General features: G+C 59.1%; 6 protein-coding genes. 4 read left to right on the top strand and 2 right to left on the bottom strand.

The genetic code is table 11. From position 1 onward, the window contains the following. Nucleotides 1–11: 11 nt before the first annotated feature. A complete protein-coding gene (locus phaeop14_RS00835; protein ID WP_040180704.1) occupies nucleotides 12–1,946 on the bottom strand; it encodes a PrkA family serine protein kinase in 1,935 nt (644 codons plus the stop codon). Between the two features lie 704 nt (nucleotides 1,947–2,650). On the opposite strand from phaeop14_RS00835, the gene phaeop14_RS00830 reads away from it, so the two are divergent. The 4 genes from phaeop14_RS00830 (at nucleotide 2,651) to phaeop14_RS00815 (ending at nucleotide 11,283) form a co-directional block, all read left to right on the top strand. Next, nucleotides 2,651–6,346 (top strand): Ig-like domain-containing protein, encoded by a 3,696-nt coding sequence (locus phaeop14_RS00830; protein ID WP_096788470.1) that lies wholly within the window; start codon nucleotides 2,651–2,653, stop codon nucleotides 6,344–6,346. Between the two features lie 103 nt (nucleotides 6,347–6,449). Beyond that, nucleotides 6,450–7,754 (top strand): TolC family protein, encoded by a 1,305-nt coding sequence (locus phaeop14_RS00825; RefSeq protein WP_096788469.1) that lies wholly within the window; start codon nucleotides 6,450–6,452, stop codon nucleotides 7,752–7,754. Further along, nucleotides 7,751–10,117 (top strand): ATP-binding cassette domain-containing protein, encoded by a 2,367-nt coding sequence (locus phaeop14_RS00820; protein ID WP_040171467.1) that lies wholly within the window; start codon nucleotides 7,751–7,753, stop codon nucleotides 10,115–10,117. The genes phaeop14_RS00825 and phaeop14_RS00820 overlap by 4 nt, the downstream gene beginning before the upstream one ends. After that, the gene (locus phaeop14_RS00815) at nucleotides 10,114–11,283 is read left to right on the top strand and encodes an HlyD family type I secretion periplasmic adaptor subunit (protein WP_040171470.1); all 1,170 of its coding nucleotides are present in this window, start codon (nucleotides 10,114–10,116) and stop codon (nucleotides 11,281–11,283) included. Before phaeop14_RS00820 ends, phaeop14_RS00815 begins: the two co-directional genes overlap by 4 nt. 235 nt (nucleotides 11,284–11,518) lie before the next feature. Here phaeop14_RS00815 and phaeop14_RS00810 read toward each other — a convergent pair whose 3' ends face one another. After that, nucleotides 11,519–12,232 (bottom strand): trypsin-like serine peptidase, encoded by a 714-nt coding sequence (locus phaeop14_RS00810; RefSeq protein ID WP_040171473.1) that lies wholly within the window; start codon nucleotides 12,230–12,232, stop codon nucleotides 11,519–11,521. Between the last annotated feature and the right edge of the window lie 204 nt (nucleotides 12,233–12,436).

Here is a 12,436-nt window from a genome sequence, read left to right as displayed (position 1 = left end):
CCCTTTTTCTGTTAGCCCGCCTTGTTCACGCGCATGTACCACTCCACCAACCTGCGGACCTGCCGGTCGGTGTAACCGTGGCTGCGCATCCGTTCGACGAACTCCTGATGTTTGCCCTCGGTTTTGCTGTCCTTCTTGGAGCCAAAGGAAATCACCGGAAGCAGCTCCTCGACCTGGCTGAACATGTGTTTTTCGATCACATCGCGCAGCTTCTCATAGGAATTCCACGCCGGGTTTGAGCCGGTATTGGCGCGGTGGCGCAGGGCGAATTTCACAACCTCATTGCGGAAATCCTTGGGGTTGGCGATGCCGACGGGTTTTTCAATCTTGCTGAGCTCCGCATCCAAAACCTCGCGATCATAGAGCTGGCCAGTATCGGGGTCCTTGTAATCTTGCTCCTCAATCCAAGCGTCAGCGTAGGAGATATACCGGTCGAACACGTTCTGCCCGTATTCGGTATAGCTCTCCAGATAGGCCTTCTGGATTTCGTTGCCGATGAACTCCTCATAGCGCGGCGCCAATTCTGTCTTGATGAAGGCAAGATATTTTGCCTCCGTCTCCGTTGGGAACTGCTCGCGCTTGATCATCTGTTCCAACACATACATCAGATGAACCGGATCAGCTGCGACCTCATCGGTGTCGAAGTTGAACGTGGTCGACAGCACCTTGAAGGCAAACCGCGTGGAGATCCCGTTCATGCCCTCATCAACTCCGGCGCGATCCTGATACTCCTGCACGGTTTTCGCTTTGGGGTCGGTGTCCTTCAGGCTCTCGCCATCGTAGACCCGTAGCTTCGAATAGAGGTTGGAGTTCTCATGCGGCTTCAGCCGGGTGAGAACCGAGAACCGGCTGAGGATTTTCAACGTCTCAGGGGCACAGGGCGCTGCTGCAAGCTCGCTGTGCTCAATCAGCTTGTCGTAGATCTTCGCCTCCTCGGTGACGCGCAGGCAGTACGGCACCTTCACAATCGATACCCGGTCAATGAAGGCTTCATTGTTCTTGTTGTTCTTGAACTGCTGCCATTCAGATTCATTGGAATGAGCAAGGATCAGGCCGGTAAAGGGGATCGCGCCGAAGCTTTCGGTCCCCATATAATTGCCTTCCTGCGTCGCGGTAAGCAGCGGGTGCAGCATCTTGATCGGAGCCTTGAACATCTCAACAAATTCAAGAATGCCCTGTGTTGCGCGGTTCAGACCGCCTGAGAAGCTATAGGCATCCGGGTTGTCCTGGCTGAAATGCTCCAGCTGGCGAATGTCGACTTTGCCCACCAGGGTAGAAATGTCCTGATTGTTCTCATCCCCCGGCTCAACCTTGGCCACGCAGATCCGGCGCAGCCGAGACGGATACAGTCGCACCACCGAAAATTTATTGATATCGCCGCCGAATTCATCAAGCCGCTGCACCGCCCAAGGTGACATCAGCCCGGGCAGGCGGTGCTGCGCGATCCCGTATTCATCGTTCAGAAGTTTGCCCATCCGCACCGGATCGAAGAGGCCAAGCGGGCTCTCGAAAATGGGGGACAACTGGTCCCCTGCCTTCAGAACGTAGATCGGCTGATCCTCGACCAGACGCTTCAGCCGTTCCGCGAGAGAGGATTTGCCGCCGCCAACGGGGCCCAGCAGGTAGAGGATCTGTTTGCGCTCTTCCAACCCCTGCGCGGCGTGGCGGAAGTAGCCCACGATCCGCTCAATCGTGTCCTCCATGCCGTAGAAATCTTTGAAGGCAGAGTATCGTTTGATTGTGCGGTTCTGAAAGATCGGCCCCAGTCGCGCATCTTTCGATGTATCGACCAGTTCTTCTTCGCCAATCGCCTTGAGCATACGCTCAGCGACATTGGCGTACATGCTGGGATCATCGCGGCAGGCATTCAGATAGTCCTGCAACGACATCTCCTGCTCGCGCGTTTCGCCGTATTGTTCGGCAAAGATTTCGGCAATGTCTTTCATCTGGCTCTAGCCTCCTAGTTACTGCGCGCCGGTCCTCCTGGGGTCCAAGATCGCACACGGACAGAGGGCGCCCAGCGCGAGGGCCAAGGAATGTCCGCGTGAAAATATTCGTCTGAATTCTGCTCGGCACCGGATCCGGCTATACAAGACAAGCGGGTCACTCTGAGCGGTGACATTCCAGCTGCGGCCTGGGTTTCGGCGTCGTGTACTTAGGATCAACTCTACACCAATTATGCCCTTTATCCTATCTGAAACTGGTGTCTTTTTGGTTAATTGCCAGTGCGTTTTAAAAGAACACTCGTTCACACATCGGCGATATCCACGTGACCCGGGCTGGCAAAGCTGCGCGCGACTCGCGCCGCCCAGATTACGCTAAGTTTCAGAAACTGCCTGTGATACAAGGCCGATGAACGCTCCGGGTTGACGCAAACATATCGCAAAACCACTTCGGTCAATTCCCTAACGTCAACCAGAGGGGGACATTAACAAAAATGTCCCGATAAACTTTGATGCAAATTGACTACAAATTAGCCACACCCCGATCTTTTCGGTAAAAATCCGCTCATCAAAACCTAGACAAGGCTGCTGGGAAGGCAGCAATATGGCGGCAATATGACCGCGGAGACGGTCGATGGGCAAAACAATGCAGGCTACCTTGGCGCTACGATTCTGGCGCTTTGGTCTTTGACGAGCGGTATATAAAAATGAGTACGGTTGGATACATCGTCCGCGACATGGCGGGCACCAAGCAGCATGGTACATCTGCTGACACCCCCCAAGCGACGATTGCAACGGCAGCAGCGAAAGACATTTCGCTGAACCTCGGACCGTCCGATGTCGAGAGCTATGCGCGGCGCGGACAAGACCTTCATATTACGCTGATCGACGGCCAGGTGGTGGTACTGGATGATTTCTTCAACACCGGTGCAACAGGAAGTAAAAACCTGTTCCTCAGTGAGGAAGGCAACTTCGTCGAGGTGGTTCTGGAGGACCGCACCGATGGGATGCTCTATGCCAGCTACGAACCCCTCGATCTGAGCGGCAAGTGGAGCGCCTATGATGATATGGTGTTCCTTGACGTAGAACGTATTGAGCCAGTTGTTGCGCCTCTTGTGGCTCCTCTGATCGGCGGTCTCGGCACCGCTGGTGCAGCAGCCGGTGTGGTCGGTGCAGCTGCCATCGTTGGTGGCGGTGGCGGTGGTGGTGGTGGTGGCGGCGGCGGTGCCGTGACACCAACCGTCGACAACCCCGATGCAACATACCCCGTCGCCGGTTCCACTACCGACGATGTGGTCGTCAGCGGCACCGGTGCCCCTGGCTCCACCGTCGAGGTGACACTGGGCACCATCACCGAAACGGTCACGGTTAAGGACGATGGCACCTGGGTTGCCAATTTCCCGGTCACCAACATGCCGCCGGACGGCTCGTATGAGACAACAGTCTACGTAAAGGACCCGGACGGAACCGAATTTAATCTTGATGGCCCTTCGGTCATCATCGACACCACACCGCCACCGATCGCTGTCAACACCGTCGAGGGCGATGATCACATCAACTATATCGAAGTGGCCGATGGTGTTGTGATCAACGGTACTGGTGAAGCCGGTGCCAGCGTCAGCGTGGAATTCCAGGGCGTCACCCGCACCACTACGGTCGCGGATAACGGCACTTGGTCGGTGAACTACAGCGTGAACGAGGTGGCGACGGGCATTTACAGCTCCACCATCGAAGTCACCAGCGCCGATTCCTTTGGCAACACCAGCACCACCTCCCACACTGTTGATGTCGACACCGAGACCCGTGTGACCATCAACACCCAAGTGGGCAACGATCACATGATCAGCGGTGCCGAGCAGGCGGCAGGCATCACCCTGACGGGTACGGCCGAAGCCGGATCAAGTGTTGTGGTGACCTTCCAGGGGGTTAGCCGCACCGTGACAGCTGACGCACAGGGCAACTGGTCGGCTAGCTATCTCAGCTCGGAGATCGCAACCGGCACCTATGACGCTAGCGTCTCTGCCGTGGCAACGGACACCAGTGGCAATACCAGCTCCACCTCAACCTCGATCCCTGTGGACACCGAAACTACGGCGTCTCTCGACGCAGTTCAGGCAGGCGACAATGTGATTTCCGCGCCGGAAGTGACCAGCGGTGTAACCCTAACCGGCAAGGCCGAAGCCGGTGCCAGCGTCGCCGTGACGCTTGAGGGCACCACGCATACCGTGACAGCGGATGCGCAGGGCAACTGGAGTGCGGATTTCGCCACCAGCGAGATCCCGACCGGCGAATATGACGCCAACGTCTCGGTCACTGCGACCGACGCACTCGGCAACACAGCCTCCACCACCGGCACCGTCCGGGTGGACACCGAAACCGAGGTCGCACTCAGCAACCCCATTGCGGGGGACAACCTGATCAACGCGGTCGAGGCCAACAACGGCCTGGATCTGACCGGCACCGCCGAGGCAGGCGCCAGCGTTGTGGTACAGCTGGGCAATGCAACCCGCACCGTGACGGCCAATGCTCAGGGGCAATGGACTGCGAGCTTTGCCGGGTCCGACATTGCCGATGGAACGTATGACACAACCGTGACGGCGACGGCGACCGATGCCTACGGCAACACCGCCTCGACAAGCAGCCAGATCCACGTCGACACCACGACCAGCGTCGGTCTCGACAACGGGCAGGCCGGGGGCGATGACGTGCTGAATGGTGCGGAAGCCGCAGGCGGCCTCACCTTGACCGGCACTGCTGAGGCCGGTGCATCCGTTGCTGTCACCTTCCAGGGCATCACCCGCACCGTGACGGCGGATGCACAGGGCCGCTGGAGCGCGCCTTATACCACTGGTGAAATCACCCCCGGCGAATATGACGCTCCGGTCAGCGTCACCGCGACCGATGCCGCCGGGAACAGTGAGAGCACGACAGGCACCCTGCGCGTCGACACCTCGACCGCGGTCAGCATCGATCCCAATCAGGCAGGCGGTGACAATATCGTCAACGCCGCCGAGGCACAGGCCGGTGTGACGCTTACCGGCGCTGCCGAGCCAGGGTCTGCCGTTGAGGTAACTGTCGCGGGTGTGACCCGTACTGCGACCGTGGCTGCAAATGGCACTTGGAGCGCCCTTTTCGAGCCGGGCGCGCTGGCGGCTGGCGAATACAATACCTCGGTCACAGTGTCGGCAACGGACGCGGCGGGTAACACCGCTTCGGCCTCCTCTGCCCTGCGGGTAGACACCGTTGTAGGCACTGTGGCGCTATCTCCCGACCCGATCGAACTCGACGATGTGATCAACGCCGTCGAACGTGCGGACGGTGTCGAAATCAGCGGTACCGCGACACCGGGTCTGACCGTGACTGTTGGCCTCGGCGCGGCGAGCCGCCAAGTTGTCGCAGACGGAAACGGCAATTGGGCCACCACCTTCCCGGCCAACGATATCCCGACCGGTGAACGAACGCTGCCAATCTCGGCTTCGATCGTGGATGACGCGGGCAACACCGCAAGTGTCTCTGACACTGTCGCCCTCGATACACTTGTTGACCCGCTCACTGTTCGACCAAACCAGACTGCCGATGACATCATCACCAAGGCAGAACAACAGGCTGGCGTCACCTTCAACGGGACTGTTGAACCCGGATCGAGTGTGAAGGTCATTGTGGATGGAATTGAGGTGACAGCAACAGTCGATGCACTGGGTAACTGGAGCGCCACGCTTAACGATGACGATCTGCCAGACGGCGACCGTTCGGTCCTCGCGACCATTTCGGCAACCGATGCGGCCGGAAACACCGACACGGTCACGGAGCAGTTCGATATCGACACCGTGGTGGACCCCGCCTCGATCTACGCACTCAAGATTACGGGCCAAGGCATTCTTGAGCTTGAGACAAAGGACGCCACCGACAACTATGCGGTCAACACTCTTGATCCGGCCGGCACAGTGAGTACGCCTGCCGCGAGCAAGACCGTAGACCCCCAAGACGGGACCGAATTTGCCTTTGGAACCCCCATTCCCGATGGCACCCATCTTGTCTTGTCGCGCAGTGACAACCTGGGCAATACGTCCAGCACGCTTGTGATCTTTGACGATAACGCGACGAACGCAGGCACGCTTGACCATGCCCAGCTTGGCAATTTCAATATTGACAACCTCGATCTGAAATTTTCCACCGACGCCCAGCTGACGCTGAGCGAAGCTGACATCAAGGCGCTGTCGAACAATTCTAACACGCTGACCATTCACGGTAGCGATAACGACCAAGACAAGATCACAGTGACGGGGGGCAACGCATCTAGCACTGGAACCCGCATCGTCGATGGCGAGCTGTATAATGTCTATACGATCGGAAATGACGGCACGACACTGATCGTCGATCAGGACGTACAGGTCGTCATCTGATCCGAAAACAGGTCGACCGGGGGGCGGTCAAACACTATAGCTGACCCTCTCGACCAAATACCCGGACACAAGGGTAAGGACACAGGCGATGCGAGGGGGCAGGATGCAATTGGGACGACCCATTGGCGCGGTGGCACTGTTGTGCTGCCTGTCTGCCTGTATGCAATCCCTGCCCTTTGCCAAACCCGGCGAAGGCGCCGATACGGATGTCAGCCGTCGCGCCAGCAGCTTTGCCCAGCCAGATGCCAAGAACCCTTCAGCCGTGATCTCCACGCTGATGCAGCGCCAATCGCTGCTGGAAGACGGCAGCGTCTATGACGTCGTGGCCAAGTCAACGATCTCCGCCTCTGCCCGTGCCGCGGAGGCAGAACTGACCAGCGCCAAACTGCGCGCCGAAGCTAAGTCGAAAAACTGGCTACCCACGCTGGGGCCTTCTGTCAGTCTCACGGATCTCGGCGACCTGGTGGCGGGTATCCTGATTGAACAGGTGCTGTTCGACAACGGCCGTCGCAAGGCAGAGCGCGCCTTTGCTGCCGCCGACGTCGAGGTGGCCGCCGTCAACCTGTCGATTGATATGAATGAGCGTGTCGAAACCGCTCTAAGCCTCTATGTGTCCGGGCTGCGCGGCTCCGAGAAAGCCGCCATCGGCACCCGCGCCCTGTCACGGATGTATGAATTCGAGCGTATCGTGTTGGGCCGCGTTGAAGGCGGCGTCTCGGATCGCGCCGATCTCAATGTGGTGCAGAGCAAAATCAATGGTATGCGCTCTGCTGTGGCGACAGCCAAGGACGCCAGCGCAACGGCGACCGCAGAGCTGAAGGCGATCACCGGTCAGAGCTTCGCTGAAACCCCGAGCCACCTGCATCTGGCCTCCCCGCCGGAAGCCGGAACCTATCTGACTGTTCTCAAGGCGGAAGCCGAGGCCACCCGCAGTGTGGAACAGGCCAAAATGGAACGCGCCGGTCTGCTGCCGCAGGTCTCTGCAGCGGGCAATGTCACCAGTGATGGATCCGGCGCGGGTCTGACACTGGATCTGGCGCAGCCCTTTGGCCTTGGTACCCCGGCCGCGCTGAAGGCGATTGAAGCCTCCAAGGAAATTGCCAAACGTCAGGTCTCCGAAGTCGAGGAAGACGCGCGCCGCGACTACAGCCGGCAGATGCAGCGCCTTGCCTCCTATCGCAGACAAGAGGCCGAAGCCGCAACTCTGGCGCAGACCAGCCGCGAGACCTATCGCCTGTTTCAGGCACAGTTTAAGGCCGGGCAACGCTCGGTCATGGATGTGGTGTCCATCTATGAAGAAGTGGTACGCCGCGAACACGCCCATATCGATGCAAAATACGAAGTCGTTCTGATCCAGCTGGCACTGGCAAGCGATATGGGGCTTTTGGCCGATGGGGACCGGATTTGAGCAATTCCAACCGCCCGACAGATGACACCGTGCTGCGGACCGTCCCCCCAGCCCCCCGCGCGCCGGATGATGCTGCACGCGCCAGCGGCGGCAAACCTGTACTCCGTGCTGTAGAGACCCAAGCCGCACCACATCTGGCGCCAGCTTCGGCTGCACCTACGCCCACACCCGGCCCCGCAGCCCCGCCGATGGCTGAGGTGGATCTAACTGGCCTGCTGGAAGACGGTGACATAGGTGAGGTCAGCGCACTGATTGAGGATGCGACAGCCCGCATTCAGCACCGCGCCGCATTAATCGCGACCTTTGCCGCCCTCAAAGGGACCAATGTCGCCCTCAGTGACGTTGCCGAACACATGTGGCGCAACGATCCCGGCGATGTCTCTGTGGACTCGCTTGCGCGTGCGCTACAAACCACCGGCATGCAGGCCCAGATCAATCATCAGGTGCCTCTCACCGCCGAGAGCTGGCCCGCGCTGGCAATGATGAACAACGGCCAATGTGTGCTGGTGCTGTCGCAAAGTCGCGACATGCTCAGCGTCTATGACACCACCTGCACGGACAATCGCGCCGATGTTCCGGTGGGCGAGTTCGGCCCCTATTTTACCGGCACCACGCTGGGTGCGCGCAATTCGCTGAAACAGATCGCCGCGCGTCATACGCCGCAGCTGGAAAGTGACCATTGGTTTTGGGGGGAATTCCCCAAATACCGCCGTCAGGTCGGTGAAATCATGCTCGGCTCGCTGGTTGCCAATATTCTGGCAGTCTCGGTCGCGCTCTTCTCCCTGCAGGTCTATGACCGTGTCGTGCCGCACCAGTCCCACGCGACGCTTTGGGTGCTGGCGGTTGGTGCTTTCCTCGCCATCATGCTGGAGGCGCTGCTGAAACTGGCCCGTGCCCGGCTGACCGATGCCGCCGGACGCCAAATTGAGCTCTCGGTTCAGAACAACCTGATGCGCCGTCTGATCGGGATGCGGTCGGACAAGAAACCGCTGCCCCCGTCAGGCTTGTTTGCCGCGATGCGTGACTTTGGATCGGTGCGCGAGTTCTTCACCTCGACAACGATTTCGACACTGGCTGATATCCCCTTCATCGCCGTGTTCCTGCTGCTGGTGGCATCAATTGCCGGCCCGATTGTCTGGATCATCATCGCTGGCGGCATTCTGATGCTGTTGCCCGCCTATTTCATGCAGAAGCGCATGATTGCTCTGACACGTCAGACCCAAGGGGCCAATGCCAAGGCTGGTCGCCTGCTGCATGAGGTGGTGAATGAGCTGGACACCCTCAAGAGCCAGCGCGGCGAAGATCGTGTGCTACGCCTTTGGGACGAGTTGAACACCTTGTCCACCCATGCCGCAACCGAGCAGCGCCGCCTGTCCAGCGCCCTGACCCATTGGTCGCAGGGTGTGCAGCAGGCGACCTATATCGGGTCGGTTGTGGTTGGTACGTTGATGGTGTTTGCCGGTGAATTCACCGTCGGGACCATCATTGCGACGGGCATTCTGACCAGCCGGACGCTGGCTCCCCTAACCCAGTTCGCCGCGACACTTGCCCGCTGGAGCAATGTGAAAGGCGCGCTGGAGGGGCTGGATGCCATCGCCAATTCTGCTCAGGAAAAAGAAGACGAACGATCCTATCTGCGCCGTGACAGCCTGCAAGGGCGGTTTGAACTGCGCGAAGTGATGTTCCGCTATGACGAAGATGGCGCGCCGACGCTGGATGTGCCGGGTGTCGCGGTGACACCGGGCCAGCGGGTTGCCGTGCTGGGCGTCAATGGCTCGGGCAAATCCACGCTGCTCAAACTGATGTCGGGGCTTTATGCGCCGGATCGCGGCCGGGTGATGATCGACGGCACCGATATGACCCAGATCGACCCGCGCGATCTGCGCCGCCACATTGGCTATCTCAGCCAGGATGTCCGCCTGTTTGCCGGCACCCTGCGCGAAAACTTGAACCTGAACCAGCTGGAGCGCGACGACGACCGGTTGATGACAGCGCTGGATTTTGCCGGCCTGGGCGCGCATGTGCGCAACCACCACAAGGGCCTCGATCTGGAAATTTTCGACGGCGGCGGCGGTCTTTCCATCGGGCAACGCCAATCCATCGGCTGGGCACGCCTGTGGTTGCAGAACCCGTCAATCGTGCTGCTGGATGAGCCCACGGCGGCGCTGGATCAGACGTTGGAACGCACCCTGGTCAGCCGTTTGGAAACCTGGCTTGAAGGCCGCACGACCGTGATTGCGACGCACCGGATGCCGATCCTGTCGCTGACCAATCGGACGCTGATCCTGCAATCGGGCCGGATGGTGGTCGATGGCCCGCGTGACCAAGTTCTGGCCCATCTCGCGGCAGGGGAAACCAAATGACCTCAACCGGCTACGATCTTCGCGAAACCTCACGCGGGGCCAGCCGTATCATCTATCTGGTCGCAGGCGCGCTGGTGGTGTTTCTGCTCTGGGCCAGCTTTGCCTGGGTTGATGAAATCGTGCGCGCGGATGGCGAGGTTGTCTCTTCTTCGCGCTCCCAGATCGTGCAGAACCTTGAGGGCGGCATTCTGGCTGAATTGCATGTCCATCAGGGCGATGCGGTGAAGGCCGGACAGATCCTTGCCCGCCTGCAAGACACCAAATTCCGCGCCGCTGCAGATGATCTGCAGGACCGGATCGACGCCTTGGAAATCAAACAGTACCGGCTTGAGGCCGAGCTGGAAGGTGCCTTCGACTTCAAGGTGCCGGAGGAATTGGCGGATCGCTCTCCCGGAATTTATACGTCTGAACGGGCGCTTCTGAATGCCCGTCAGACAGATTTTACCAGCCGTCGCGCCAGTGCCCGCGAAATCCTTGACCAGTTGAAGGATGAATTGGCCAACATGCAGCGCCTCTATAAAAAAGAGATCGTCGCGCTGATCGAGGTCAATCGCGCGCAAAAATCTGTGAGCGATGCGCAGGCGAAATACAATGAAATCGGCACCCAGTCAGAGCTTGAGCTGGCGGAGGACTACTCCAAAACGCTGCGTGAGCTGACCTCCTACCGGCAGGAACTGCGGCTGGCGCAGGATCAGTTGAACCGGACCGTGATCACCTCCCCCATGGCAGGGATTGTCAACAGTCTGGCCGTTACCACCATCGGTGGCGTGATCCGCCCGGGCGAGGAGATTGTCGAAATCATCCCGCTGGGTGAGGAGATGTTTGTCGAAGCGCGGGTGAAGCCCGAGAATATCGCCAGCGTGCAACCCGGACAGGATGCCACGATCAAACTCTCGGCCTATGACTACACCATCTATGGCTCGCTGCGTGGCAAGGTGGATTTTGTTTCCGCAGATACATTCGAGGACGAACGCAATCCGCGTGCCGAACCTTATTATCGTGTTACGGTGAAAGTGGACCGGTCGGAGTTTACCGAACGCCAGCAGGCGATTGAGATCCGTCCAGGTATGCGCGCCACGGCAGAATTGCAGACCGGTAGCAAGACGATCCTCAACTACATGCTAAAGCCGCTGTATAAATCCCGCGAGGCGCTGCGCGAACCTTAGGGGCACACCTCAACGCGCCCGCTGCGATCCAGTCGGGGCCAGGCTCTATAGTAGCGTCTTGTTGCTGAACTGATTTCAGTCCAAGGCTGCGCCGGTCAGGGAGCGCAGTTCAAAGGAACTCTAGTATCAGGCAGATGCTTTGCCGGTAGAACATCTGAAATGCCTCTGTCCGAATGGGCCAACGGGGGCTGCTCGACCCGGTCTCAATGCCGGTTTACCCCGTCAGATCCTCACATCAGCTGGCAGAACGCATCATCGCAATCACTGTGCGGTCAAATGAGGTTCCGATGGAAACCCGGCGATTGCCCACCGCCGCCTTGGCCGAAATAACTGAGACCAGTCGCGGCATCCGGCCCGGCGCCACATCAAACACCGGCGCTCCGGAAGCACCGAAATCAACCCTGCAGGTCATCACCAATATTTGCGCCTGCCGCGCCAAGACATGGCAGTTTTGCTCCAGATTAGGGCGGTTCTGTTGCGCCATCGAATACGAGAGGACCTCAACTGACGCGCCGCGCGCCGGGCGATTGGCCAATTCAAAAGGCTGGATCATCTTGCGACTGATGGGGCGATCCAACCGAAGGATCGCGATGTCATTGCCAAGCTGAGAGTCGCCCGGTTGCCCGTATTGATAACTTGGATGGACAACCGTCTTTGTAATTGACCGCGCCGCCTTTGCTCGACGTCCGTTTAGCCCAGCGTCGAAGCGGATGCTGGTCGGGTCAACCTGACGCCCCGTGACCGGGTCGTAGACACAATGCGCGGCTGTCACGACCAAATCAGGCGCCACCAGCGCCCCGGTACACATGTTCCGCCCCGAAATGTTCAGCCGACCTACGGCCTCCCAACCGACGACGGAGGTAATGCTGGTCTGCGGTTCCTCCGCAGCAGCGCTATCAGGCATGCCAAGCAGGAGGCATGCCGCAAAAGCAGCTAAAATGCGTTTCATCGCCCTCTCCAAATTCCCACGCTCACACATTGGTGCAAGGCTGCGGCTGGATTGAGGCGCGAAACTGCCAAACATGGCCGAAACCATGGGCGAAATAAGTCACTACTAACAAATCAGTACCCCCCCCAGGGTTTTGATGACCCATCATCGCAAAAAAACCTCAGAGCGCACACAATTTCTCAGTGTTTTTATTAACTTTTTAAT

Origin of the sequence: Phaeobacter piscinae (assembly GCF_002407245.1) — a bacterium.
Classification (GTDB): Bacteria; Pseudomonadota; Alphaproteobacteria; order Rhodobacterales; family Rhodobacteraceae; genus Phaeobacter; species Phaeobacter piscinae.
Note: the sequence above shows the minus strand (reverse complement) of the source record. Positions and strands in the feature narration are given on the sequence as shown.

Bases quoted from the DNA above. Each gene is read 5' to 3' on its own strand.
- phaeop14_RS00835 (WP_040180704.1), bottom strand. From the start codon at position 1,946: ATGAAAGACATTGCCGAAATCTTTGCCGAACAATACGGCGAAACGCGC.
- phaeop14_RS00830 (WP_096788470.1), top strand. From the start codon at position 2,651: ATGAGTACGGTTGGATACATCGTCCGCGACATGGCGGGCACCAAGCAG.
- phaeop14_RS00825 (WP_096788469.1), top strand. From the start codon at position 6,450: ATGCAATTGGGACGACCCATTGGCGCGGTGGCACTGTTGTGCTGCCTG.
- phaeop14_RS00815 (WP_040171470.1), top strand. From the start codon at position 10,114: ATGACCTCAACCGGCTACGATCTTCGCGAAACCTCACGCGGGGCCAGC.
- phaeop14_RS00810 (WP_040171473.1), bottom strand. From the start codon at position 12,232: ATGAAACGCATTTTAGCTGCTTTTGCGGCATGCCTCCTGCTTGGCATG.